The organism is Streptomyces sp. NPDC048258 (assembly GCF_043201995.1).
Taxonomy (GTDB): Bacteria; Actinomycetota; Actinomycetes; order Streptomycetales; family Streptomycetaceae; genus Streptomyces.
The window spans coordinates 47105-72248 of record NZ_JBICZH010000006.1; the positions used below are offsets into that span (position 1 = coordinate 47105).

The window sequence follows — 25144 nt, forward strand, 5'->3', positions numbered from 1 at the left end:
GGTCAGCGGTAGTACCCCTCGACCACGGCCCGCACCTCGTCGAGCAGCGCGGGGCCGTCCTGGGGCACGGGCTGCCGGCCGCTGCCCGGCCTGATGTCCAGGAGCTGTTCGTCGGACAGGGCGAACACCACCCGCCGCAGGCCCGCCTGTTGGATGACCGCCTCGCACATCCCGCACGGCTGGCAGCTGGTGTACATCGTGGTCCGTGCCGCCGTGTCCGCGTCCAGCTCCCTCGCGGCCCACCTCGCCAGCTTCAGTTCCGGGTGCGCGGTGATGTCGTCGTCGGTGAGGGTCGTGTTGTGCTCCTCCGCCAGGACCGTCCCGTCCGGTCCCGACAACAGCGACCCGAACGGCGGGTTGCCGCCCGCGCGTGCCTCGGCCGCGAGCGCGATGGCCCGCCGGAGGAGGGCGTGGTCGTCGGGTGTGGTCATGACTGCTCCGATCTGGTGCGGGGTGGGTAGAAGTGCGCTGCCACCGTGGCCAGTGCCTGCCACGCCGCCTGCGGGTGGCACGTCTCGCGGGGGTCGCCGTCGTACGGGTCGAGGACGACGGCCTCGGCGCCCAGCTGCCGCAGCTGGTCGAGGTCGTCCATGATCTGGTCGATCGTGCCCTCGCCGGCGAGTCGCCGCGGTCCGCCGACCGGTGCCGCGGTGAGTTTCAGAGCGATACGGGGGGCCAGGGCGGGCACGGGGAAGTGCTGCTCGTCCGCGTACGCCTTCAGCCTGACCACGGCTTCGCGCAGCCACGGCACGGTGCACCGCAGCGGATGCCATGCGTCCCCGAGCCGCACGGCCCGGCGCAGCCCCGCGTCGCTGTTGCCGCCGACCCACACCGGGATCCTCCGGTTGCCGTAGGAGGCGGTGTCCGGCCAGGCCGCCCGGATGTCCCGCAGGTGGCCGTCGGTCAGTCGTCCACGCTGTTCGAACGGGATCCCGAGAGCGGCGAACTCCTGCCGTGCCCAGCCCACCCCCACGCCGAGGACCAGCCGGCCGCCGCTCAGCTCGTCCAGGTTGGCCGCCATCCGGGCGGTGAGCAGCGGGTGCCGGTAGGGAGTGATGAGGACCGTCGTGCCGAGCCGGACCCGGGTGGTGAGGCCGGCCAGCCAGGACAAGGTGGTGAAGGGCTCGTAGAAAGGTGCCGGATAGCGCTCGGCGACGTCGGCCGTGATGGCGACGTGGTCCGAGACCATCAGCAGGTCGAAGCCCAGGCCCTCCACGGTCTGGGCCCAGCTCCGCAGGACTCCCGGGTCGGTGCCGGGGCCGAAATTGAGGACGTTGACTCCGATCTTCACAACGCCGAGCCTAGCCAGGCCGCGCCGGTCGCCAGAAGTAACTCCCGCCTGTTCAGGCGCGATTCACCCGTGGATTCGCCGGTAATCTGGCCGGATGACCGAGAGTCTCGACGCAACGGACTGGGCGATCCTGAGGGAAGTCCAACGGGAGGGCCGGATCGCGTTCACGGAGCTGGCACGGCGGGTGAACCTGAGCGCGTCGGCGACGAAGGAACGGGTGCGGCGGCTGGAGGCGGCCGAGGTGATCACCGGGTACCGGGCGGAGGTGGACCTGGAGCGGACCGGGTACGGCGTGCTCGCGGTGGTCCGGCTGAAGTACCCGGGTCCGGGCACCCGGCACGAGCCGTTGCGCCGCCTGCTGGAGGAGCGCGCGGAGATCCTGGAGTGCCTGCGCACCACCGGGGACGACTGCTACGTCCTCAAGGTGGCGACCACCTCGATGGCCCACCTGGAGGAGATCGTCGACGAGCTGGCCCAGTTCGGGAGCACGACCACCAACCTCGTCCTCAGCCGGCCGCTCCCGTTCCGCGGCCCGCGAGTGCCTTCCTGATCCGGGCGAGCGAGGGGTTCACCATCACCGACTCGTGGCCGGCGGCGGACGTCACGCGCACCGTGGGGACGGTCTCGTTGCCGTCGGCGACGCTGCGCACGAACGCCGCCGCGTCCGGGTCCCGCCAGATGTTGACCTTCCGGTACGGGGTCCCGGTCAGCCGCAGCTGTGCGCGCAGCTTGATGCAGTACGGGCACCCGGGCCGCCAGTAGACGGTGACCTCGGCCGTCACTGCGCCCCCGCGAAGGCCGCCCACGCGGTGTCGGTGACCCGGATGACGGGCCCGTCGCCCTGCTTGCTGTCCCGGACGGCCACCGTGCCGGCCACGTTGGTGGCCACCTCGACGCATTCGCCGCTGGACGCGCTGTAGCTGGCCTTCACGAACTCGAACTGCGTCATGCCTGGAGCCCTTTACGAATGCTGTCGATCAGATCGATGGAGTCACGAGGAGCCAGACTCAGCCTGGCGGTGCGGTCGAAGTACCTGCTGTAAACGGCACTCTGTTCGCGGCTCTCCACCCACACAGTAGATCCGATGACATCCACATGGACCACATCCATGGCCTCCGCCTCCGCGAATGAGACGACGTTGAACGGACCGACGATGCACGGATGTCCGCCAGCCCGGAACGGCAGCACCTGTACGTGGACGTTGGGCATCTGGGCAAGCTCAACCAAGTGGGCCAGCTGGGCCCCTATCACGGCTACGCCGCCGACCTCCTGCCGGAGCGCTCCCTCCCAGATCACCGCGTGGACCTGGAGCGGCACCTCGCTGCGCAGCCGGTGCTGACGCTTCACGCGCACGGCCACAATGCGCTCGATATCGTCCGGGTCCTGCCAGAACTCGTCGCTGACGGCGAGTGCGCGAGCATAGTCGGCGGTCTGGAGCAGGCCGGGGACCAGGGACAGCTGCCAGGTGCGCACCCGGGTGGCCACGTCCTCCATCGCGATGTACTCCGCCATCGAGCCCGCGTCGGGTGAGTGCTGCCACCAGCCCTTGGCCTTGCGGCGCTCGCGGTCCAGCTTGGCGAGGGACAGCAGGCCCTGGACGACGGCCTCGTCCGTTTCTCCGTAGAGCTTGCACAGGGCGACGACATCCGGATCCCGGAACGGGACCCAGCCCCTTTCCATTTTGGCGATCTTCGCCGCAGTCGCGCTGAGCACCTGGGCGGCCTGTGGCTGCGTCAGGCCCGCCGCGTCGCGCATCCGCAGCAGCTCTCCGCCCAGCCGACGCGCCAGCACCGTGGATACCCGGTTGTCCATGGGCACTTGGTCCCACCTCCTCGTACCCAAGGCAGTCTTCCGCGCCCGGCGCGAACGGCACAACTACTCCCTGGGGATAGATTTCCCCGGAAGAGATTGCATCCCACGGCACGACACCCCTACCGTCGGTGACGAACTGCTCACCGCACAGCGACAGTTGGCGGAAGTGCACCGGCCTGCCCCCGCACGGCACCGGCATGCCACCGCCCGCACAGGAGGTGCCGCACAGATGCTCGAACCCATCCGGTACGACGTACGGAACTACCCGCCCCGGCAGGACTCCGTCCCGGCTGCGCGGCGGCGAGCCGCGTGGCTGGCCGTGGCGTGGGGGCAGCCCGGGCTGGCTTCGGACGTGGCGCTGCTGACCAGCGAGTTGACCACGAACGCGCTGCTGCACGGCTCCGTGTGGGACCGGTACCTCCGGGTCGAGGTGGAGCTCACCGGAGCAGTGCTCCGCATCGCGGTCACCGATCCGAAAGGAGAGCGGCGGCCCGAACTGCGAGCGGCGGGGGACGACGAGCAGTACGGGCGGGGGCTGCACATCGTGGATCTGCTCTCGGAGCGGTGGGGCGCCGCGGACCGGGTCGTCGGCAAGACCGTATGGGCCGAACTGGCGCTCGACGCCTCCGGCTAGGGTTCCCGCATGGGGAACTGGACCGCTCCGAGCGCGATTGAACGAGAGCTGCACGAGACCAGGGCACGCGGCGACTGGGCCGCCTTCTTCGACGTCCTCGCGCTCACCGAGCTCTTCATCCCCCAGTCCCGCGCCTACCAGGACGCGCATCCCGACCTGATCCGACGGGAACGCACCTACTTCCCGCAGGTCGGCGCCGACGCCTACGTCACCTTCACGGCCGGCATGCTCCCCGTCCCGACCCCCGACCTGGTCTTCGAGCGCGAGACCCTCAGCTGGTTCGTCGACGCCTTCCCGGCCACCGGCGGCCCCGCGTACCTGGCCGTCAACCCCGGCACCCCCTTCGAGGTCTTCCTCCCCGCCACCCCGGCCCACCGCGCCACCTGGGCCTTCCACCGTGACCGGAGGCCCCGCTACGCCGGCTTGGAGCAGCGCAAGGTCCACGCGCTCCACCTCGGCGGCCCGCTGCACGGGCCGGTCGCCTTCGGGCTGGCCTGCGGCGCGCACCTGGCCGTGAACAACGGGATGTTCTGGAACGCCATCGGCTACCACGGCGACGGCTACAGCGCCGAGCGCCGGAAGCTCAAGGAATGGTGGGGCATCACCACCCGCGAGGAGTGGCTGGAGAGCACCGAACGGCTCCTGACCGCCGACATGGTCAGCTCCGTATGGGAGTTCGCGCTCCGCGTCCGCCGTGCCCTTGCGAAGGAGTTCGCCGGACCGGTGGACATCGAGCACTGGCGGCACGCCACGGCGTCCGTCCTCCGGGCGAACGCCGAACGGGCCGCCGAGCCGCGGATCACCCCCGACGGCGTCACCCTGGCCGAGCCGCGCCCGGCCGCCGAGGTCGAGGGCGAGATCGCGGGCATCCAGCGGGTCATCGGCCGGATCGCCCGCTACGAGCAGCGCTTCCGGGCCGACGGGCTGCTCGCCGAAGGGAAGTACGTCCGGTCCGTCGAGGCCTGGGACTACGGCCGGGCCTCCCAGATGGCCCGCTGGGGCCTCGGCGCCCGCTTCGGCAGCCTCTCCGAGACCGAGGACGCCGTCGTACGGGCCGGCCGCGCCTGCAAGCTCGCGTACCGCTCGTGGGAGGACCTGTCCGTCGGCTACGTCCTCGGACGCTGCCTGCACTTCGACGAGGAGGAGTTCGGGCACTGGTACGAGGAGATGGTCGCCACGCACCGGGCGCTGACGACCGATCCCGGCAGCCCGTGGCTCAACATCCCCTGGACGTGACGAAGACGCATCCGCCCCGGCGTACTCCCGGCGACCACCCCGTCACGGCAATTAGCCTCTCAGGCATGACTGTTGAGCTGAACGAGACCGTGCGCGGACTGCTGGACGCGCCGCACCCCGCCGTCCTGTCGACCATCAACCCCGACGGAAGTCCGCAGAGTTCCGTGGTCTGGGTGTCCCGCGAGGGCGCCGATCTGCTGATCTCCACCGAGCAGGGCCGTCGCAAGGAGCGCAACATCGTCCGCGACGGGCGGGTCGGCCTGACCGTCTTCGACCTGGCCAATCCCTTCCTCTACGCCGAGATCCGCGGCACGGCCACCGTTGCCGAGGACGCGGGCCGCGCGGTCGCCGTCCGCATCGCCGAGGAGTACCTCGGCCCGGGCGCCGGCAAGGAGTACCAGGACGCCCCGGCCGACAACGTCCGCGTGGTCGTCCGCATCACCCCGACCAAGGTCCTCGGCAACGCCGCCAAGGCCGGGGGCTGAGCCATCCCGGACAGCCGGGAGCCCCGGCCCTCGCAGTGCGCGGGGGCCGGGGCTCCGGTGTGTGCTGCCGCTGCGGCTAGCCCTGGGTGAAGTAGCCGAGCAGGTCGGTGATCACGTGGTTGCTGCCGCCCCAGCTGTTGAAGACGCTGACCTTGCCGTCCCCGACCGGGGTCGTGACGTGGTTCGGAACGGTCAGACCCGGGAGCGTGTTCAGGCTGCTCGCATCCGTACGCGGAGTCCCGAACCCGTGCACGGTCAGGAAGCCGGGGCCTGTGGTCTCCGTCGCGGTCACGTTCAGGACCGCACCGACGGCGTTGGCCGGCAGGCCGGCCACGGTCGTCGTGGCGCCCGGGGCGAGCTTGCCGGTCGTACGGGTGTCGGCGAGCCGCTTGGGCACGACCGGGGTGAAGAGGGCCTTGGCATCCTTGCCGTAGTAGCCGACCGCGTCGACCACCAGGTGGGTGGAGCCGGAGTTGGTGAACAGCGTGATGGTGCCGTTCGGCCCGACCGGGACGATCGCCTGGTTCGACTTGTCCTTGCCCGGCTCCACGTTCAGGTTCGAGGTCGTCGGACGCTTCGCCGGATCCGGGTAGGCGATGACGTGCGCCTGCTCGGTCGCACCGGTACCGGTCAGGTTCAGCGCGACCGCCGTGGCATCCGCCGGGATGCCGTTCACACCCGCGACCCTCACCGTGCGGGTCTGGCCACCGCCCAGCGCACCACCGGTGGCGCGGGTGTCGACGACACGGGTCGGGGTCACCGGGCTGAACCGCTGCCCGATGTTCGGCTGGTAGTAGCCCACGAAGTCCACGATCAGCGAGGCCCTGCCGGAGTTGAGCTGCGCGGAGACCTTGCCGTCGGCGCCCACCGGGACGGTGACCGTGTTGGACGAGGTACCGCCCGCCTTCACGTTGACGTTCGAGGTCACCGGGCGGGGCTGACCCGACGGCCAGACGCTGAGGTGGGTGTCCTCGGTGGCACCGGTAACGGTCACGTTGAGGACCGCCGCCGCCATGCTTCCGGAGAGCTCATGACCCGGTACGGCGAGGCCGACGGGCAGCACCACGGGAGTGGCCACGCCTCCCTGCACGGGCGCGTTGGTGGCACGGGTGTCCAACACCCGGAACGGCGCCGTCGCCACATACCCGGACGCCGCGTAGTCGACCCGGACGTTCCGGCTGACCTTGGACGTGCCGCTCTTCGAGTCATAGAGGGTGAACGTCACCTTGTAGTCGCCGGGCTGACTGTAGGTGTGCCGGTAGGCGCGGTCCATGTGGTCGCTGTGTTCGGAGGAACCGTCACCGAAGTCCACGTACACGTCCGTCACCGGCCACGGCGCCGCGGTGGCGGGCCGGGGGTCGAACGACATGGTCAGCGGGGCGCCGTTCCCGATCGGGCTGTCCGAGGTCGGCAGGACCGGCGTGGCGGTGAAGCCCGCCGTCAGCGGGCCGGCGGCGGTCACCTTGGTCGTCTGCGGCTCGGCGGAGACCTTCTTCCCCACTCCGTTGACCGCCGTCACATTGACCACGTAGTCGCCCGGCTTGCCGTAGGCGTGCGCGGCGCTGCGCTCCTTGGTGACGACCGGAGCCGTCCCGTCACCGAAGTCGTAGTGGTAGGTCAGGGCGGCGGACCACGTGCTGTTCGGGAAGGCCTTGGCCGTCACCGTGGTGCCGGCCGGAGCCCAGAGCGGGTCGAGCTGCATCGAGACGCCGCGCAGGTCGTCCTGGGTCTCGCGGGCACCGCGGTCGATGAAGCCGCCGTCCTTGCCCGTGTTGGGCACGCGCGGGTCGTCCGCGGTCGGGAAGAACCGGTTGTCCGAGGGCAGCACGCCCGGCGCCGTCAGGTCACCGGAGTCGACGGCCATGGAGCCTTGGTCCCCGTGGATGGTGCCAGGGGCGGACGGGGTCACGATGTCGTGCGCGCCCTGCCCGGTCGCGGCCTGGAACGCCGCGGCGGTCTCGTATGCGGTGCCGGCCCAGTTGTAGGCGTTCAGCTGGCTCGTGGCTCCGTCGACCAGCAGGTTGGAGTCGGCGCGCGTACCCGCGGCGGCGCTTTCCGACACCACGATGCCGGTGTGCGCACTGCCGGACGCACAGGGGGTGAAGTCGACCGGGTAGATCACGTTGTTGAACACCGCGGACCCGGTGGAGGCACCACTGAGCGAAAGGGCTGCCACGCAGTCGAGGAGGAAGGTGTTGTTGGTGACCACCGTGCCGGGTGCGTCCACCGCCGTGACCAGCGTCGCGGTGCCGCTGCGGATGAAGTTGCGGCCGAGGAGGGTGCCCCGGGCACCGCCTTCGATCCGGACGCCGTGCACCTCGCTTCGGGTGAGGCGCACGTCGGTGCTCGCGTCGCCGACCACGACGTCGTCGTCGCCCTCCACGTCCATCCAGTCGAGTTCGACATCCGTGGAACCGCCGACCCGGACGGGACCGGTCGTGACCAGCCCGCGGAGCACCACGTGGGAAGCGCCGCTGACGGTCACGGAGCTCTCACCCAGTGACACCCTGGCTGGGAGTCCGATGTCATCGCGGCCTTCGGCGACGAGGGTGATCGGCTTGCCGGGCTCACCGGAGCGGTCGACGGTGAGGGCCTCGTCGTACCTCTTGCCCGGCTTGATCTGCACGGTCTGGCCCGGCCGCACGACCTTGGCCGCCGCCGAGATGGTGCAGTACGGGACGGCCTGCGTACCCGAACCGGAGTCCGAGCAGTTGGAGTCGGCCTGATTGTTGACGTAGAGGCTGGCCGGGGTCTCGGCGGCCGCGGCGGCCGGGGCGCCGAAGAGGGTGACGAGACCCGCGGTGAGCAGGACCGTCGTGCGAGTGGGACGCACCAGGAGGGTTTCCTTCGTGAAGAGGACTGCGTGGAGTCACGAAGGATGCAGCGGCGCCGCACGACTGGCAGGCGTGACGTTCCCCCAGCGACAGTCGGGCGCACGCGACCCCCCGCGCACTGCGCCCATCATCACATTGTCCGAAAGCCGATGTCACCCCCGTTGACGTGGGGGCCTACGGCAGATACGGACGCACCGCCGCCCACGCGTCCACCGAGGCCGCCAAGGGGTCACCGTCCCCGAGGTGCGGACGGACGAGGGCCAGCCACGGGATAAGGAGCTTGATCCGGCGCAGGTGCAGGATGTCGCCGTGCGGGAGGTCCCGCCAGATCCGGCCCCGCGCCGCCGCCTCCTGCGGGTTCAGGTCGATCAGCGCGAGCAGCTCCCGGCACAGGGCCGCCGGATCGCCGCCGCGTTCCGGGCCGAACTCCCGGATCAGGTAGCCCCGTACGGCGGCCAGCTCGGCCCCCCGGGCCAGCTCGCCCGTGCCCTCGGCCTCCGCGCAGCGGTAGGTCGCGGCCAGCGCCACCCGGCCCCAGCGGAGCCGGATCCCGTCCGGCACCTGGTCGTCCTGCATCCACCCCACCGCCAGGGCGCGCAGCGTCCGCGGAGGGGGTTCGTCGCCCAGCGGCGGGCCGGTGGCCAGCCACTCCTCCAGCTCCTCCAGCGAGTGCCCGTCCGGCGGCACGGCGGTCAGCACCTGCCCCCGGCTGAGCAACGCGACCACCGCGCCGGTGAGATGGACCTTCGCGACGTGCCCGGCGTCGAAGAAGCCGACGGTGCGCCCGTACCGCTCTATGCGGCGCAGCCCGAGCCGCAGCTCCCCCACCGCATAGACCTGGCCCGCCCGCGCCACCCCGCCGACGCAACGCACCACGCACACGCCGCCCGTGACGTCGGCCTCCTCGACGGAGTACACCTGCAATTCGGCGATGGACACCGCGGCCCCCCTCTCCCGGGCGGGAGGCTACCGCGTCTGTCCCGTACGCACAGGAACCCCGTTGTCGGGGTGTGAGGGGGCGCCACCCAGCATGAGCCGGCCGTCAGACCGACCGCCTGACTTTCCGGGGGGAAATTTCCATGCGCTCGTCATCCCGTGCCGCGGCCACGGCCGCCCTCGTCCTCGCCGTCGGCGCCGTCCTGCCCGCCGGCAGCGCGACCGCCGCAGACGGTCCGCAGGTGGGCCCGGCCAGCACCTACTTCTCCGTGTCGAACTACCGCCTGGTGGACACCCGGTTCGGTGACGGAGCCCCGTCGGGCAAGGTCGGCCCGGGCAGCGTCACCAAGATCGACATCAGCAAGAAGCTCGGCCTCATGAGCGGTGCCGTCCCGACCGCCGTCGTGATGAACGTGACGGTCTCGGTGGCCGGGCCGGGCAGGCCGGGCCGGGGTCCAGCACCCGGGTGAAGGTGACCGGGCTGAACGGCGTGCCGGAGGGCGTCGCGGCCGTGGTGATCAACGCGACCTCCACCAACGCGAGCGAGGACGGCCACATCACGGCGCACGCCGCCGGCACCGCCGTCCCCGCCACGTCCAGCCTGAACTACCGCGCCGGCAAGGACGTCGCCTCCATGACGATCGTGGCGGTCAGCGCGGACGGTTACATCGAGCTGTACAACCCGCACGGCCGGACCGACCTGGTCGTCGACGTCCAGGGCTACTACACCGGCTGACGCCGGCCCGCGACCAACGGCTACGAGGTCACGCCGAGGGCGCCTCCAGGACGAGGCGGATCTCCGTCACCTCGTAGCCGGCGCGGTCGAAGGCCGCCGCCATCGGGCGGTTGACGGTGTCGGTGGTCGCCGTGACGCGGTCGGCGCCCGCGGCCGCGTGGAAGCGGGTGATCTCGGCCAGGATCTCGTCGATCAGGCCCTGGCCGCGCTGCTCCGGTACGACGCCCAGGTAGCCGACGTTGCGGTGGTACGGGGTCGCGGAGGGGATCGCCATGCCCGCGAGCGTGCCGTCGGGCAGGTGGGCGAGGCGCCACCAGGAGCGCTCGCCGGGGCAGTCGAGGTAGAACTCGAAGTCCTCACGGGCCAGCTGTTCGGCGTCCATGGAACGCAGTTCGGACTGGGTGTGCTCGTCGAGGCTGCCGTCGGACAGCCGGAGGAAGGCCTCCAGGAACTCCTCGTCCGTGCCCTCGCGGAAGACGAGCCGCCCGGTGGGCTCTGCCGTCCCGGCGGCCGGGGTCCACTCGTAGCGCAGGCGCTCGATCTCGTTCGTGAGACCGGTCTTGTACGCGGCCTCCTGGCGCCAGGCGACGGCCTCGGCCAGGGCCGGGTCGGTCCGCCAGCCGCGCGGCAGCGACAGGTTGTAGAGGGGCTGCACGCCGAAGGCCGCGTGGCCCGCTGCGAGGAGCCCGGCGGCGACGGCGGCCGGGTCGGCCACCGAGGCCCGTACCTGGAGGCAGTCGAGCGCGATGGGACGCTCGCTGTCGGCGCGACCCCACCACAGGGCGCGGGCCAGCACCTCCCCGTCCTCGTCCTCGGCGAACCAGGTCCACTCGGGGCGGAACTGTCCGGCGGCGAGCTCCTCACGGATCTTCTCGGCGGTCAGGGCGGGGACGGGGCCGTCGGCCGGGTAGGCGACTGCGCGGTCCAGGTCTGCGGGGTCTGCGGTGGCAGCGCGAAAGAACATCCGGCGATGATCACACGGCGTGATCACCTTGCCCAGAGGTTTTCCTCCCCGTCAGCACCAGGTCACACGGCCGATGGCCGGCCTCCGCGGGGGAGGCCGGCCATCGGTGGGTACAGCGGGGTGGCTACGACCAGGTGATCAGGCGGCGGGGGTGTTCCAGGACCGCCGCGATGTCGGCCAGGAAGCGGGAGCCGAGTTCGCCGTCGATGAGACGGTGGTCGAACGACAGGGCCAGGGTGGTGACGTGGCGCGGCTTCACCTTGCCCTTGTGGACCCACGGCTGGAGCTTGATCGCGCCGACCGCCAGGATCGCGGACTCGCCGGGGTTCAGGATCGGCGTACCGGTGTCGACGCCGAAGACGCCCACGTTGGTGATGGTGATGGTGCCGTTCTGCATGTCCGCCGGGGAGGTCTTGCCGTCGCGGGCCGTGGCGACCAGCTCGGACAGGGCCGTCGACAGCTCGCCGAGCGTCTTGGCGTCCGCGTCCTTGATGTTCGGGACGATCAGCCCGCGGGGGGTGGCCGCCGCGATGCCCAGGTTGACGTAGTGCTTGAGCACGATCTCCTGGGCCGCCTCGTCCCAGGACGCGTTGACGTCCGGGTTGCGGCGGATGGCCACCAGGACGGCCTTGGCGATCAGGAGCAGCGGGTTGATGCGCAGCCCCGCGAGGTCCGGATCGGCCTTGAGCTCCTGGACCAGCTTCATCGTGCGGGTCACGTCGAAGGTGATGAACTCGGTGACGTGCGGCGCGGTGAAGGCGGAGCCGACCATGGCCTGGGCGGTGACCTTGCGGACGCCCTTGACCGGGATACGGGTCTCACGGGCCTCCCGTGCCTCCCGCACCGGCACCTCGGCCGGGGCCGGGGCCTGAGCCGCCACGGGGGCGGGCGCGGGCGCGGCCTGCGGGGTGATCGCCGCGGCGGCCGCCGCGTGGACGTCCTCCCGGGTCACGACCCCGCCGTCGCCGGTGGGCACCACCGCGGCCAGGTCGATGCCGAGGTCCTTGGCGAGCTTGCGCACCGGCGGCTTGGCCAGGGGCCGCTCGCCGGTCGGCTGCGCCGGGACGGCGGCCGGGGCGGGAGCCGGGGCCGCGGCGGGAGCCGCCGGGGCCGTGCCGTTCTGCGCGGCCGTGGCCGCGCCCGCCGGAGCCTTGCGCGGGCGGCGCTTCGTGGAGGCGGTGGAGACGCCGTAGCCCACCAGGACGGGCTGGCGCGCCTCGGGGGCGGCCGGCTCCTCGGCGGCGACGGCCGGGGCCGCCTCCTGGACCGGGGCCTCGGCCGCGGCGCCACCCTCGGTCTGCACCGAGATGATCACCTGGCCGACGTCGACCGTGGTGCCCTCCTCGAAGAGGAGCGCGTGCACGACGCCGTCGAACGGGATCGGCAGCTCCACGGCGGCCTTGGCCGTCTCGACCTCGCAGACGACCTGGCCGTCGGTGACCGTGTCACCCGGCTGGACGTACCACTTGAGGATCTCGGCCTCGGTGAGGCCCTCGCCCACATCGGGCATCTTGAATTCGCGGATCGTCACAGGGCTCTCCTCAGTACGCCAGCGAGCGGTCGACGGCGTCGAGCACCCTGTCCAGGCCCGGCAGGTACTCGTCCTCCAGGCGGGCCGGCGGGTACGGGGCGTGGAAACCGCCCACGCGCAGCACCGGAGCCTCCAGGTGGTAGAAGCACCGCTCCGTGATGCGAGCGGCGATCTCCGAGCCCACGCCCAGGAAGACCGGCGCCTCGTGGACGACCACGAGCCGGCGGGTCTTCTCCACCGACGCCTGCAGTCCGTCGAAGTCGACCGGGGACATCGAGCGCAGGTCGACGACCTCCACCGACTTGCCCTCCTCGGCCGCCGCGGCCGCGGCCTCCAGGCAGACCTTCACCATCGGACCGTAGGCGGCCAGCGTGATGTCCGCGCCCTCGCGGGCCACCCGCGCCTTGTGCAGCGGGTACGGGATCGCGTCGACGTCGACCTCGCCCTTGTCCCAGTAGCGGCGCTTCGGCTCGAAGAAGATCACCGGGTCGTCGCTGAGGATCGCCTGCTGGAGCATCCAGTACGCGTCGCTCGCGTTCGACGGAGAGACCACCTTCAGGCCCGGGACGTGCGCGAAGAGCGTCTCGGGGGACTCGCTGTGGTGCTCGACCGCGCCGATGCCGCCCGCGTACGGGATACGGATGACGACCGGCATCTTGATCTTGCCGAGGGCGCGCGCGTGCATCTTCGCGAGCTGCGTGACGATCTGGTCGTACGCAGGGAAGACGAAGCCGTCGAACTGGATCTCCACGACCGGCCGGTAGCCGCGCAGCGCGAGCCCGATGGCCGTGCCGACGATGCCCGACTCGGCGAGCGGGGTGTCGATGACCCGCTCCTCGCCGAAGTCCTTCTGCAGGCCGTCGGTGATCCGGAAGACACCGCCCAGCTTGCCGACGTCCTCGCCCATGATCAGGACCTTCGGGTCCTGCTCCAGGGCCTTGCGCAGCGACTCGTTGAGCGCCTTCGCGATAGACATCTTCTCGATGGCCATGGTGGTCACTCCCCACCCTCGAAGGACGCGAGGTAGGCGGCGAACTGCGCGCGCTCCTCGTCGACGAGCGCGTGCCCGTCCGCGTAGACGTTCTCGAAGATCGCCATGGTGTCCGGGTCGGGCATGGCGCGTACGGCCTCGCGCACGCGCTTGCCCATCGCCTCGCTCTCCGCCTCCAGCTCGGCGAAGAAGGCCTCGTCGGCACCGCCGGTGGCCAGCAGGTGGGCCTTCAGGCGCAGGATCGGGTCCTTCGCCTCCCACGCCGCCGTCTCCTCGTCCCGCCGGTACTTCGTCGGGTCGTCGGAGGTGGTGTGCGCGCCCATCCGGTACGTGAACGCCTCGACCAGGGTCGGGCCCTCGCCGCGGCGCGCCCGGTCCAGGGCCCAGCGGGTCACGGCCAGGCAGGCCAGCACGTCGTTGCCGTCGACGCGGACGCCCGGGAAGCCGAAGCCCTGCGCGCGCTGGTAGAGCGGCACGCGCATCTGGCGCTCGGTCGGCTCGGAGATCGCCCACTGGTTGTTCTGGCAGAAGAACACCACGGGGGAGTTGTAGACGGCCGAGAAGGTGAACGCCTCGGCGACGTCGCCCTGGCTGGACGCGCCGTCGCCGAAGTAGGCGATGACCGCGGAGTCGGCGCCGTCCTTGGCCACACCCATCGCGTAACCGGTCGCGTGGAGCGTCTGCGAGCCGATGACGATCGTGTAGAGGTGGAAGTTGTTGGTGTTGGGGTCCCAGCCACCGTGGTTCACACCGCGGAACATCCCGAGCAGGTTCGTCGGGTCGACCCCGCGGCACCAGGCCACACCGTGCTCGCGGTAGGTCGGGAAGACGTAGTCCTCGTCGTTCAGCGCCCGGCCGGAGCCGATCTGCGCCGCCTCCTGGCCGAGGAGCGAGGCCCACAGGCCCAGCTCTCCCTGGCGCTGCAGGGCAGTCGCCTCGCCGTCGAAGCGGCGGGTCATGACCATGTCGCGGTACAGCCCGCGCAGGTCCTCGGTGGTGATGTCGGCGACGAAGGGGGCGAATTCCGCGTTCTCGGCGTTCTCGACCCGGTCCCCTTCGGGCGTCAGCAGCTGTACGAGCTGAGGTTCGGCGTCCTGCGACTGCGCGGTGGCAGCGGCGGTCTTGCGGGCGCTCGCCGCGCCGGCCTCCCGCTTGGTGCCACTGCTGCGTCGCGGCTTGCGCGCGGCAGTGCTCTCCACGGTCACGTGTGCTCCTCCGTCGGTCCGGCACCCGGGTTCTCCGGGGTCCAGTGCGGCTCACCTGGATCCGTACCAGCGCACGGGGTGTGTGCGCGTCGTGTACGGGATTCAGGCGTGACAGGTGCCCCGGCGAGTGCCCTGCGCAATGCACGTTACCCAGTGCGCCGCATAACTGCGAAACCCCGTTTGACCTGCGTTTTTGCTTGGATTTCCAAGTAAATCCGCTGAAGCGGGAACAACCACTGGTCACAGCCTTGCAGGGGCCGGGAACAACGGCACGTTATCCCGGGTAACTCCGGCAGGGAAGAGGTGAGTGTGTGAAACTGACTTCGTGCGCGAAGACGGAAAAATCAAGGTTTTCCTCCTGGACGACCACGAAGTGGTACGTCGGGGTGTCCATGAGCTGTTGTCGGTCGAACAGGACATCGAGATCGTCGGCGAGGCCGGCACCGCCGCCGACGCCATGGTCCGCATCCCCGCCACCCGCCCGGACGTGGCCGTCCTCGACGTGCGCCTGCCGGACGGCAGCGGTGTGGAGGTGTGCCGCGAGGTCCGCTCCCAGAACGAGGACGTCAAATGCCTGATGCTGACCTCGTTCGCCGACGACGAGGCACTGTTCGACGCGATCATGGCCGGCGCCTCGGGCTACGTGCTCAAGGCGATCCGCGGGAACGAGCTGCTCAGCGCCGTGCGTGACGTCGCGGCCGGCAAGTCGCTGCTGGACCCGGTGGCCACCGCGCGCGTGCTGGAGCGGCTGCGCGACGGCAAGAACGGCAAGGGCGACGACCGGCTGTCCCACCTCACCGAGCAGGAGCGGAAGATCCTCGACCTGATCGGCGAGGGTCTGACCAACCGCGTCATCGGCGAGCGGCTGCACCTGGCCGAGAAGACGATCAAGAACTACGTCTCCAGCCTGCTCTCCAAGCTGGGCATGGAGCGCCGCTCGCAGGCCGCCGCGTACGTGGCCCGCCTGCAGGCGGAGCAAAGCCGCTAGCCGGCGCCGCCGGCCGCCGACAACTTCAATTCCCGGGACTCGCGCCTGTAGTCGGTCCAGTTCACCGGAACCGCACAGATCGTCGAACCGACCACCGCCGAACTGGAACTATTCGGCCCCGGTCCGCATTTCGTGGACGGAGCGGTCTTCGACCCCGTCTACACGCAGATCGAACCTCAGTTCGTCACCGTGCACTCTCTTGCCGGGAATCCCGACCGGGAATACCAGCACGCACTCTGACCAGCTCTTTTCGACGTACTAGCCGACGTACGCGTGTCATTCCTCGGAGTTGACGCCGCCCGTCTCCACGGGCTTCGACGGCGAGTTCGTGACCGACTTCGACACCGACGGCGACGGGGAGGACGAGGCCGACTTCGTCGGGGAGGACGAAGCCGACGGCGAGGCCGAAGCCGAGGCCGACGGCGACGTGCTGAACGTCTGGGACCTGCTGCGGCTCGACGTGGGCGGAGTGAACGTGGGGCTGTCGTCAGGGCTCGCCTGGGACGAAGCGGTCGGCGGGGTACCGGAGACGCTCGGCTGCCCGCCGGTGGAGGTCTGGACGTTGCTCGGCGGCTTGTTCTCCTCGCCCTTGCCGGCGCCCACGGTCTTGACCGCGTAGGCCACACCGGCGGCGACCGCGACGATCGCGAGCACCGCGAACAGCCACATCTTCCAGCGGCCGGCGCCGCGGTCCTCGTAGCCGTCGTAGCCCCCGCCGTGGCCGTGGCCGCCCTGGCTGTTGCCGCCCCCGCCGGGGAAGGCCGAGCCGTCGTCCGGGTTCAGCGGCGGCACCATCGGCCGCTGGAACTGCGAGGTCGAGGCGTTCGACGCGTACTGCTGCTGCCCGCCGGTCCCGCCGCCCACGGGCATCGCCGTGGTGGCCGCCGCCCCGCCCCGCCCGTGCGGCAGGGACATGGTGACCGGGCCGGTGTTCCAGGTACCGGTGTTCGGCCCCTGGTCGTGCAGCATCTGGAGCGCGTACTGGACCAGCCCGCGCATCTCCTCGGCACTCTGGAACCGGTCGTCCGGGTCCTTGGCCAGCGACCGCATGACCAAGCCGTCGAGTTCCAGCGGAATGTGCTGGCCCTCCGGCAGCTGCGAGGGCGGCACGGGTGCGTCCTGGACGTGCTGGTAGACCACCGACAGCGGGGTCTCACCGGTGAACGGGGGCCGCAGCGCGAGCAGTTCGTACAGCAGACAGCCGGTCGCGTACAGGTCGGAGCGGTGGTCCACGGCCTTGCCGAGGGCCTGCTCGGGCGACAGGTACTGCGGGGTGCCCATGACCATGCCGGTCTGGGTCATCGTCGACTGGGCGCCGTGCAGGGCGCGGGCGATGCCGAAGTCCATCACCTTGACCGCGCCGGTCTCGGTGATGATGACGTTCGCCGGCTTGATGTCACGGTGCACGATGCCGTGCTGGTGCGAGTAGGCGAGCGCCTCGAGCACGCCCGAGGTGATGATGAGCGCCTGCTCGGGGCCCGGGGCCTCGGCGCTGATCAGCAGGTCGCGGATGGTGCGGCCCTCGACCAGCTCCATCACGATGTACGGGACGGTGTTCGGGCCGACCCGGTCCTCGCCCGAGTCGTACACGGCGACGACGGCGTGGTGGTTGAGCCCGGCGACGGACTGCGCCTCGCGGGTGAACCGGGCCTTGGACACCGGGTCCTCGGCCAGGTCGGCGCGCAGCAGCTTCACGGCGACGGTGCGGCCGAGACGTACGTCCTCGGCGGCGAACACCTCGGCCATGCCGCCACGGCCCAGCCTGTGGGTCAGCCGGTAACGGCCGTCTCCCACCAGGCCGCCGGCGCCCCAGTGCTCAGGACCATCGGCCATCCCGGCGCCGTTTCCCTCGGGTTCGGGTGCCATCAGTCCTCGCCGTCGTATCTCTCGGCCGCCGCTCAGCGGTGTCCTCTTCTTTGATGCTCCGGTAGACGCTACAGCCTCGGAACCGGTCACCGTTCGGACAAGGCGCCCTGTGCCCGTGTGGTCACGGAACGGGCACCTGGCTTGACGTGTGCTTGCCCTCCGGCAGACTGGGCGCGACATGCGCTCAGCCAGACGCGTAGGGACACATCCCGAGGGGAAGCAACAGTCATGAGCCAGGACGGCACTCAGGGCCAGTACGCGGGCGGCTCTCTGGCCGGTGGCCGTTACCAGCTAAGGGACTTGCTGGGTGCGGGCGGCATGGCCTCCGTGTACCTGGCGTACGACTCGGCGCTCGACCGGCAGGTCGCCATCAAGACCCTGCACAGCGACCTCGGCCGCGAGCAGTCCTTCCGGGAGCGTTTCCGACGCGAGGCCCAGGCTGTAGCCAAACTGTCGCACACGAACATCGTCTCGGTATTCGATACCGGTGAAGGTGAAGTGACGTTCGGCTCAGGCTCGGGTGACGGCGCGGTGATGCCGTACATCGTCATGGAGTACGTGGAGGGCCGGCCGCTCGGCTCGGTGCTCGACGCGGACATCCGGCAGTACGGGGCGATGCCGGCGGATAAGGCGCTGAAGGTGACGGCCGACGTGCTGGCCGCGCTGGAGACCAGCCACGAGATGGGCCTGGTCCACCGCGACATCAAGCCCGGCAACGTCATGGTGAACAAGCGCGGCGTCGTCAAGGTGATGGACTTCGGCATCGCCCGCGCCATGCAGTCGGGCGTCACCTCGATGACGCAGACCGGCATGGTCGTCGGCACCCCGCAGTACCTGTCGCCCGAGCAGGCGCTGGGGCGCGGGGTCGACGCCCGCTCCGACCTGTACTCCGTCGGCATCATGCTGTTCCAGCTGCTGACCGGGCGGATCCCGTTCGACGCCGACTCGCCGCTGGCCATCGCGTACGCGCACGTGCAGGAGGAACCGGTCGCCCCGTCCTCCATCAACCGGTCGGTGACCCCGGCCATGGACGCGCTGGTGGCGCGGGCCCTGAAGAAGAACCCGAACGAGCGCTTCCCCACGGCCGCGGCCATGGGCGACGAGGTCGCGCGGGTGCTGGGCTCCGGGCAGACCGGGGCCCCGGTCATCGTCCAGGGCGCCAGCACGGGCGGCAGCGGCGCGGGCGTGGCCTCGGCCGTGTTCCCGCCGGTGGACTCCGGGTACCAGGCGCCGCCGTCCGTGCAGCAGCCGTACCAGCCGCAGCACACCCAGGCGCCGTCCCCGTACGCGCCGACGCCGGCCCCGCAGCCGCAGTCGCAGGGCGGCTACGCCTACCCCCACACTCCTCCGCCGCAGCAGCAGTACGCGCCGCACACCCCGCCGCCGTACACGATCTCGCCGACGACCACGGGCGGCGGGACCGCCGGCCCGGCCGGGGGCGAGAAGCGGAACATGCCGGTGATCGTGGGCGCCATCGCGGTGGCCCTGCTGGCCGTCGGCGGTCTGATCGCCGCGATCGCGATGAACGGCGACGACGACAAGGGCAAGGACACGGCGTCCCCGGGGACCTCGACGGGCAGCTCCGCCAAGGCCGGGTTCAAGGGGCCGGACCCCTCGCGCACGATCGACCCGAAGAGTTGCAAGGAGCCGACGAAGCACTACAAGGACGCGGGGAAGTACCAGGCGCCGGACCTGCGCTACAAGAACCTGCTCTCCGTGAAGGAGTGCATCCAGGCCTCGGGCGGCCAGTACACGGTCGTCAAGAAGGACGAGGCCGTGTACGGCCAGGACATGGTGCTCGAGCAGAACCCGCGGCCCGGCGACCCGATCAACAAGGAGGGCACGGAGTACACGCTGACCGTGTCCACCGGCAATCCGGAGTAGCGGCTCAGGCGCCTCGGCCCTCGCCCCAGCCGTCACCTCAGCCCTGTCAGGGCGCGACACACCGACATCCCGGGTACCCCGATGAGGGGCCCGGGATGCCGCTTTTGCCCCACTATGTAAATCTGGGCGGGACAGCTCGGTCTCTCGGACGGGAGGGGCACCCGTGATCCAAGGTTTCCGCCCGCCGCGCCGGCTGGCCTGGGCCGTGCTGACCGCCGCCGCGCTCGCGGCGGCCGGCCCCGCGTACGCCGTTCCCGCACACGGCGTTCCCCTGCTCGGCGTTCCCCTGCTCGGCGTTCCCGCGCACGGCCGCCCGCACGCCCCGGCGCCCGTACGGGACGACGTGCCCGACGACGTGCGCGAGGGGCTGGCCGGCAGCGCCGCCGGCTCCGGGCGGGAGCGGCCGGGCAGGCCCGCCACCGAGCCCGCGAACCCGGAGATGCTGGTCGCCTCCCGCCCGCTGCCGGTACGGCCGCCGCGCCCCGTACCCCCCGTACCCCCCGAACTCCGCGACCCGCCGCGGGTCGTGCCGACTCAGCCCGAGGCGGTGGTCAGGGCCCTCGGCACCGAGCCGAACGAACGGGCCGCCGACCTGGCCGCCCACATACTGCCGCTGGGCACCGGATTCGCCCTGATGGGACTGGGGCTGGGCTACCTCGGCATGCGGCTGCGCAAAGGCTCGTGACCGCCCCTCAGGCCCCGGCGTCCACCCTGGGATGTACGACCGGAGATGGTTGCAGGAGGTGAACATACTCGGTATATATACCGAGTATGTCGATCCGCCACGGGCTTCTCGCCCTGCTCGAACGGGGTCCCCGGTACGGGTCCCAGCTGCGCACCGAGTTCGAATCGCGCACGGGCTCCACCTGGCCGCTCAACGTCGGGCAGGTGTACACCACCCTCGCCCGCCTGGAACGCGACGGCCTGGTCGCCCCCGGCGGCGAGGACGCCGCCGGACACACCCTCTACGCCATCACCGAAACCGGCCGCACCGAACTGCGCGAGTGGTACGAGCGCCCGGTCGACCGCGCCAACCCGCCCCGCGACGAGCTGTCCATCAAGCTCGCCATGGCCGTGGGCGCCCCCGGCGTGGACATCCGCGCCGTCATCCAGTCCCAGCGGCACGCCACGATCAAGGCGATGCAGGACTACACCCGGCTCAAGGCCACGGCGCTCGCCGCGGTCGAGAGAGGGCAGTCCCGCGAACGCGACGACCTCGCCTGGCTGCTGGTCCTGGAACAGCTCATCTTCCAGACCGAGGCCGAGGCCCGCTGGCTCGACCACTGCGAATCCCGGCTCGTCCGGCTCTCCTCGCCGGCCGACGGGAGAGCCGCACCCGAACCGCCCCAGGCCGCCGACACCCCGGCCCCGACCCCGGCCGCCACGACCACGACCGCCGCCACCGACCGGCCCCGTACCGCCCGCACGCGGCGGGCCTGAACCGTTGTCCCAGGGGGGACCCTTCATGCCTGATCAGCACCAGCCTCAGCGCCCCGTACTGCAGTTGGACCAGCTCATCCGCACCCACGGCAGCGGAGCCACCGAGGTCCACGCCCTGCGCGGCATCAACCTCTCCGTCTTCCCCGGCGAGCTGGTCGCCGTCATGGGCCCCTCCGGCTCCGGCAAGTCCACGCTGCTCACCCTCGCCGGCGGCCTCGACACCCCGACCAGCGGCCGGGTGATCGTCGAGGGCACCGACATCACCGCGGCGAGCCGCAAGGAGCTGGCCGCGCTGCGCCGCCGCAGCATCGGGTACGTCTTCCAGGACTACAACCTGATCCCGGCCCTCACCGCCGCCGAGAACGTGGCCCTGCCCCGCGAACTCGACGGCACCTCCGCCCGCAAGGCCCGCGTCTCCGCGCTCGCCGCACTGGAGGAGATGGGCCTGGGCGAACTCGCCGACCGTTTCCCCGACGAGATGTCCGGCGGGCAGCAGCAGCGCGTCGCCATCGCCCGCGCCCTCGTGGGAGACCGCCGCCTCGTCCTCGCCGACGAACCCACCGGCGCCCTGGACTCCGAGACGGGCGAGTCCGTCCTCGCCCTGCTGCGCTCCCGCTGCGACGCGGGCGCGGCCGGGATCCTGGTCACCCACGAACCGCGGTTCGCCGCCTGGGCGGACCGCGTGGTCTTCCTGCGTGACGGCAGCGTGGTCGACGAGACCCTGCGCAGCCAGGCCGACTCCCTCCTCTCGGGGCAGGCGGCCGGCCAGTGACCTCCTCGCTCCAAGGCTGGTACCACTCCTGGGTCGCGGCCCTGCGGATAGCCCGTCGCGACGCCTGGCGCGCCAAGGGCCGCAGTGCCCTGGTCCTCGCGATGATCGCCCTGCCGATCGTCGGGGTGAGCGCCGCCGACCTCACGCTGCGCAGCGCCGAGCTCTCCCCCCAGCAGTCGCTGGCGCGGCGGATCGGCGGCGCCGACGCCGCGCTGAGCATCTCGCACATGGGCGGGCCCATCTACCAGAAGCCCGACGCCACCAGTTACGCGCCCGTGGGCGGCTACGACGCGTACGACCCGTCGAAGGCGCACAAGGAGACCTCGGAGGCGGTGCCCGCCGTGCTCCCGGCCGGCGCCCGGTCCGTCAAGGACAGCAGCGCCTACAACAAGGTCCGCACCACGCACGGGCTGCTCGACACCGAGCTCCGCGAACTCGACACGCACAGCCCGGTGGTGGCGGGCCTGATCACGCTCGACCGCGGCCGGCTGCCCGAGCGGACGGGCGAGGTCATCGCCACCAACGCCTTCCTGAAGCACTCCGGCTTCCACGTCGGCTCCGCGGTCACCCCGCGGGGCGCGACCTCCGCGTACGAGATCGTCGGCGCGTACGAACTGCCCTCCGAGCTCAAGAAGGACGAGCTCATCGCCCCGCCCGGGACCCTGCTCGGCCCTCTCGACCAAGCCCTGCGGGCCTCCGGGGGGTTCGGGATGCGGACCCAGGACACCTACCTCGTCACGGTCGGCGGCGATGGTTTCACGTGGAACATGGTCAAGGAGGCCAACGCCAAGGGCGTGACGGTCCTGTCCCGAGCCGTCGTCCTGAACCCGCCCGCCGACTCCGAGGTACCGCTCTACCAGCAGGAACCCAGGGAGCAGTTCGAGTCCACCGGCAGCCGGGCCACCGAAATGGCCGCCCTGGCCACCATCGTGGGCCTCGCCATGCTGGAGATCTGCCTGCTCGCCGGCCCGGCCTTCGCCGTCGGTGCCCGGCGCTCGCGCCGCCAGCTCGGCCTGGTCGGCGCGAACGGCGGCGACCGGCGCCACATCCGCGCCATCGTGCTCTCGGGCGGCCTGGTCATCGGCGCCGTGTCCGCCGTCGTGGGCACCGTCATCGGCGTGGCGCTCACCGTCCTGCTGCGGCCGGTGCTGGAGGACCAGCTCGGCAACCGCTTCGGCGGCTTCGACGTCCGCCCGCTGGAACTGGCCGGCATCGCCCTGCTCGCCGTGCTGACCGGGCTGCTGGCCGCGATCGTCCCGGCGATCACCGCTTCGCGGCAGACCGTCCTGGCCTCGCTGACCGGCCGCCGCGGGATCCGGCACGCCAACCGGGTGCTGCCCGTCCTCGGCCTTCTGGCCGTCGCGGGCGGCGCCGCGATCGCCCTGTACGGCACCACCTCCGACATGGGCTCCACCGTGGTGGCGGGCGGCAGCGCCATCGCCGAGCTCGGCATCGTCGCCCTCACCCCGGTCCTGGTCGGCCTGTTCGGACGGCTCGGCCGGTGGCTGCCGCTGTCGCCGCGGCTCGCGCTGCGCGACGCCGTGCGCAACCGCGGGCGTACGGCACCCGCCGTGGCCGCCGTCCTGGCCGCCGTGGCCGGCACCGTCGCGGTGGCCACGTACGAGCACAGCCGGGACCTGCAGAACCGGCACGAGTACGTCGCCGATCTCCCGCACGGCACCGGCATCTTCCAGGTCACCGAGAACAGCGGCCACAAGGAGGTGCCCGCGCTGCGCGAGGCCCTCGCCAAGGAACTCCCGCTGGCGCAGCGGGCGGACGTGGACCGGGTGGTCGTCGGCAAGCCGAGCTGCGAGTCGTACGCCTCGGAGCCGGGGTGCGGCCGGGCCGAAATCCTCGTACCCAGGGAACAGCGCTGCCCGCTGCGCGAGGCCGAGAACGGCCCCGCCTCCTTCACCCCGGAGCAGGCGAAGGCGCTGCGCCAGGACTGGCGGTGCAAGGAGTCCCGGCACAGCGCCTCGCACGCCACCGTCGTCGCCGACGAGAAGCTGCTCGCCGTACTGGCGGTCACCGACCCGGGCTCCGTCTCCGCCCTCAAGGCGGGCCAGGCCGTCTCCTTCGACAGGCGCAACGTCAAGGACGGCAAGGTCACCCTGCGGCTCGTCACCGACCCGGAGGCGGCCGACGCCGTCAAGCCCGGCGAGGACCCGCCGGGCGAGGACAAGGTGCTGCCCGTCCACCAGGCGCCCGACGGCGCCGAGGGCTGGGGCCTGGAACTGGTCCTGCCGCCCGGGGCCGCGAAGGCCTCCGGGCTGAGCACCGCGCCGTTCGGCTCGTACTTCACCCTCGACGGGACGGCCCGTACGGAACAGCGGCAGAAGATGGAGGGGGAGATCGACCGGATGGGCGTGGAGGCTAGCCTGCGCATCGAGGCGGGCTACCAGGCCAACAGCGACCTGGTCCTGCTCGCCCTGACCGTCTTCGCGGGCCTCGTCACCATCGGCGCGGCCGGTATCGCCACCGGGCTCGCCCAGGCCGACGCCGAGGCCGATCTCAAGACCCTGGCGGCCGTGGGCGCGGCCCCGCGGGTGCGGCGGACCCTGAGCGGCTTCCAGTGCGGGGTGGTCGCCCTGATGGGCGTCGTCCTGGGCTCGGCGGCCGGGGTGCTGCCGGCGGCCGGACTGCGCCTCGTCCAGCAGCGGGAGCTGGAGCGCCTCTACCGGTCGGGCGTCGACATGGGCTACATGCCGATGGACTCCGTGCCCTACGTGCCGATCGCGGTGCCGTGGGAGACCCTCGGGTGGCTGCTGATCGCGGTGCCGCTGGGCGCCGCGCTGCTGGCGGCCCTGGTGACGCGGTCGAACGGCGCCCTGGCCCGGCGGGCGGCGGGCTGATCTCGTGCCCCCGTACAGGGTGGATCACGCTCGTACGGGGGCACACCGTCTGCTAACGAAGGTGTGCGAGAGAATGACGGCATGGAGATGCCGAGGAGTGAACGGTCGCAGGACAGTCCCCCGCACGTCCTGATCGTCGGACAGGACGGGATGACGGTCGGCGGCGCCGATGACGAGTCGCGCGAGGTCCCGGTGACGGAGATGGTCGAACAGCCCGCCAAGGTCATGCGGATCGGCAGCATGATCAAGCAACTCCTGGAAGAGGTACGTGCCGCGCCTCTCGACGAGGCGAGCCGGGTCCGGCTCAAGGACATCCATGCCGCCTCGGTGAAGGAGCTGGAGGACGGTCTGGCCCCGGAGCTCGTGGAGGAACTGGAGCGCCTGTCCCTCCCGTTCACCGAGGAGGCCATTCCCTCGGAGGCGGAACTGCGCATCGCCCAGGCGCAGTTGGTGGGCTGGCTGGAGGGTCTCTTCCACGGCATCCAGACGGCCCTGTTCGCGCAGCAGATGGCGGCGCGGGCCCAGCTCGAACAGATGCGCCGCGCCCTCCCGCCAGGCGCCCCCCACGACGACGACGATGACGGCGGCCACGGAGCAGTCCGCTCGGGCCCGTACCTCTAGCCCCCGGCGGTCAGCAGCACAACGGCGGGTCCGCATCGCACACACTGCGATGCGGACCCGCCTCCG

The 25144-nt window shown here is 71.4% G+C and carries 25 protein-coding genes; 13 read left to right on the forward strand and 12 right to left on the reverse strand.

Annotation, left to right across the window (positions count from 1 at the left end):
• Positions 1-2: 2 nt before the first annotated feature.
• Positions 3-431, reverse strand: coding sequence for a nucleoside deaminase (locus ACGFYQ_RS15950; protein WP_393744166.1), 429 nt, complete (start codon positions 429-431; stop codon positions 3-5).
• The gene (locus ACGFYQ_RS15955) at positions 428-1291 is read right to left on the reverse strand and encodes an LLM class flavin-dependent oxidoreductase (protein WP_393744168.1); all 864 of its coding nucleotides are present in this window, start codon (positions 1289-1291) and stop codon (positions 428-430) included. Before ACGFYQ_RS15955 ends, ACGFYQ_RS15950 begins: the two co-directional genes overlap by 4 nt.
• A 94-nt stretch (positions 1292-1385) precedes the next feature.
• Between ACGFYQ_RS15955 and ACGFYQ_RS15960 the strand changes: the two genes are divergently transcribed.
• The gene (locus ACGFYQ_RS15960) at positions 1386-1841 is read left to right on the forward strand and encodes an Lrp/AsnC family transcriptional regulator (protein WP_393744170.1); all 456 of its coding nucleotides are present in this window, start codon (positions 1386-1388) and stop codon (positions 1839-1841) included.
• On the opposite strand, the gene ACGFYQ_RS15965 is transcribed toward ACGFYQ_RS15960, so the two are convergent.
• The 3 genes from ACGFYQ_RS15965 to ACGFYQ_RS15975 are packed head-to-tail and all read right to left on the reverse strand — an operon-like array spanning position 1798 to position 3103.
• Complete coding sequence (locus ACGFYQ_RS15965; protein WP_393744172.1) at positions 1798-2073, reverse strand: mycoredoxin; 276 nt, start codon at positions 2071-2073, stop codon at positions 1798-1800. The genes ACGFYQ_RS15960 and ACGFYQ_RS15965 overlap by 44 nt on opposite strands.
• Complete coding sequence (locus ACGFYQ_RS15970; RefSeq protein WP_393744174.1) at positions 2070-2240, reverse strand: DUF397 domain-containing protein; 171 nt, start codon at positions 2238-2240, stop codon at positions 2070-2072. Before ACGFYQ_RS15970 ends, ACGFYQ_RS15965 begins: the two co-directional genes overlap by 4 nt.
• Positions 2237-3103, reverse strand: coding sequence for a helix-turn-helix domain-containing protein (locus ACGFYQ_RS15975; RefSeq protein WP_393744176.1), 867 nt, complete (start codon positions 3101-3103; stop codon positions 2237-2239). Before ACGFYQ_RS15975 ends, ACGFYQ_RS15970 begins: the two co-directional genes overlap by 4 nt.
• A 229-nt stretch (positions 3104-3332) precedes the next feature.
• Here ACGFYQ_RS15975 and ACGFYQ_RS15980 point away from each other — a divergent pair, with 229 nt between their 5' ends.
• The 3 genes from ACGFYQ_RS15980 to ACGFYQ_RS15990 all read left to right on the forward strand — a co-directional run bounded on the left by ACGFYQ_RS15980 (position 3333) and on the right by ACGFYQ_RS15990 (position 5458).
• Positions 3333-3737, forward strand: a complete 405-nt coding sequence (locus ACGFYQ_RS15980) for an ATP-binding protein (protein WP_393744178.1) — start codon at positions 3333-3335, stop codon at positions 3735-3737.
• Positions 3738-3746: 9 nt separating this feature from the next.
• Entirely contained in the window at positions 3747-4973 is a 1227-nt protein-coding gene (locus ACGFYQ_RS15985) for a DUF1266 domain-containing protein (RefSeq protein WP_393744180.1), read from the forward strand.
• 65 nt (positions 4974-5038) lie between these two features.
• Positions 5039-5458: a PPOX class F420-dependent oxidoreductase gene (locus ACGFYQ_RS15990; protein WP_266943911.1), complete on the forward strand. Its 420-nt coding sequence runs from the start codon at positions 5039-5041 to the stop codon at positions 5456-5458.
• 76 nt (positions 5459-5534) lie between these two features.
• On the opposite strand, the gene ACGFYQ_RS15995 is transcribed toward ACGFYQ_RS15990, so the two are convergent.
• Positions 5535-8291 (reverse strand): PKD domain-containing protein, encoded by a 2757-nt coding sequence (locus tag ACGFYQ_RS15995; RefSeq protein WP_393744182.1) that lies wholly within the window; start codon positions 8289-8291, stop codon positions 5535-5537.
• A 175-nt stretch (positions 8292-8466) separates the two neighbouring features.
• Positions 8467-9231, reverse strand: coding sequence for a hypothetical protein (locus ACGFYQ_RS16000; RefSeq protein WP_393744184.1), 765 nt, complete (start codon positions 9229-9231; stop codon positions 8467-8469).
• 140 nt (positions 9232-9371) lie between these two features.
• Here ACGFYQ_RS16000 and ACGFYQ_RS16005 point away from each other — a divergent pair, with 140 nt between their 5' ends.
• The gene (locus ACGFYQ_RS16005) at positions 9372-9698 is read left to right on the forward strand and encodes a hypothetical protein (protein WP_393744186.1); all 327 of its coding nucleotides are present in this window, start codon (positions 9372-9374) and stop codon (positions 9696-9698) included.
• A 2-nt stretch (positions 9699-9700) separates the two neighbouring features.
• Positions 9701-9964, forward strand: coding sequence for a hypothetical protein (locus ACGFYQ_RS16010; RefSeq protein WP_393744188.1), 264 nt, complete (start codon positions 9701-9703; stop codon positions 9962-9964).
• Between the two features lie 28 nt (positions 9965-9992).
• On the opposite strand, the gene ACGFYQ_RS16015 is transcribed toward ACGFYQ_RS16010, so the two are convergent.
• The 4 genes from ACGFYQ_RS16015 to pdhA all read right to left on the reverse strand — a co-directional run bounded on the left by ACGFYQ_RS16015 (position 9993) and on the right by pdhA (position 14655).
• The gene (locus ACGFYQ_RS16015; protein WP_393744190.1) at positions 9993-10928 is read right to left on the reverse strand and encodes a GNAT family N-acetyltransferase; all 936 of its coding nucleotides are present in this window, start codon (positions 10926-10928) and stop codon (positions 9993-9995) included.
• A 124-nt stretch (positions 10929-11052) separates the two neighbouring features.
• Complete coding sequence (locus ACGFYQ_RS16020; RefSeq protein WP_393744687.1) at positions 11053-12438, reverse strand: dihydrolipoamide acetyltransferase family protein; 1386 nt, start codon at positions 12436-12438, stop codon at positions 11053-11055.
• Positions 12439-12469: 31 nt separating this feature from the next.
• Entirely contained in the window at positions 12470-13450 is a 981-nt protein-coding gene (locus tag ACGFYQ_RS16025; protein ID WP_393744192.1) for an alpha-ketoacid dehydrogenase subunit beta, read from the reverse strand.
• A 5-nt stretch (positions 13451-13455) separates the two neighbouring features.
• Positions 13456-14655, reverse strand: a complete 1200-nt coding sequence (pdhA, locus tag ACGFYQ_RS16030) for a pyruvate dehydrogenase (acetyl-transferring) E1 component subunit alpha (RefSeq protein ID WP_362389423.1) — start codon at positions 14653-14655, stop codon at positions 13456-13458.
• A 325-nt stretch (positions 14656-14980) separates the two neighbouring features.
• On the opposite strand from pdhA, the gene ACGFYQ_RS16035 reads away from it, so the two are divergent.
• The gene (locus ACGFYQ_RS16035) at positions 14981-15643 is read left to right on the forward strand and encodes a response regulator (RefSeq protein ID WP_393744194.1); all 663 of its coding nucleotides are present in this window, start codon (positions 14981-14983) and stop codon (positions 15641-15643) included.
• A 276-nt stretch (positions 15644-15919) separates the two neighbouring features.
• On the opposite strand, the gene ACGFYQ_RS16040 is transcribed toward ACGFYQ_RS16035, so the two are convergent.
• A complete protein-coding gene (locus ACGFYQ_RS16040) occupies positions 15920-17509 on the reverse strand; it encodes a protein kinase (RefSeq protein ID WP_393744196.1) in 1590 nt (529 codons plus the stop codon).
• Positions 17510-17737: 228 nt separating this feature from the next.
• On the opposite strand from ACGFYQ_RS16040, the gene ACGFYQ_RS16045 reads away from it, so the two are divergent.
• The 6 genes from ACGFYQ_RS16045 to ACGFYQ_RS16070 all read left to right on the forward strand — a co-directional run bounded on the left by ACGFYQ_RS16045 (position 17738) and on the right by ACGFYQ_RS16070 (position 25078).
• Complete coding sequence (locus ACGFYQ_RS16045) at positions 17738-19393, forward strand: protein kinase (RefSeq protein WP_393744198.1); 1656 nt, start codon at positions 17738-17740, stop codon at positions 19391-19393.
• Positions 19394-19556: 163 nt separating this feature from the next.
• Positions 19557-20078 (forward strand): hypothetical protein, encoded by a 522-nt coding sequence (locus ACGFYQ_RS16050; protein WP_393744200.1) that lies wholly within the window; start codon positions 19557-19559, stop codon positions 20076-20078.
• An 86-nt stretch (positions 20079-20164) separates the two neighbouring features.
• A complete protein-coding gene (locus ACGFYQ_RS16055; protein WP_393744202.1) occupies positions 20165-20833 on the forward strand; it encodes a PadR family transcriptional regulator in 669 nt (222 codons plus the stop codon).
• 25 nt (positions 20834-20858) lie between these two features.
• Positions 20859-21605 (forward strand): ABC transporter ATP-binding protein, encoded by a 747-nt coding sequence (locus ACGFYQ_RS16060; protein ID WP_393744204.1) that lies wholly within the window; start codon positions 20859-20861, stop codon positions 21603-21605.
• 101 nt (positions 21606-21706) lie between these two features.
• Positions 21707-24457, forward strand: a complete 2751-nt coding sequence (locus tag ACGFYQ_RS16065) for an FtsX-like permease family protein (RefSeq protein ID WP_393744689.1) — start codon at positions 21707-21709, stop codon at positions 24455-24457.
• An 81-nt stretch (positions 24458-24538) separates the two neighbouring features.
• Entirely contained in the window at positions 24539-25078 is a 540-nt protein-coding gene (locus tag ACGFYQ_RS16070; protein ID WP_393744206.1) for a bacterial proteasome activator family protein, read from the forward strand.
• Positions 25079-25144: the final 66 nt, after the last annotated feature.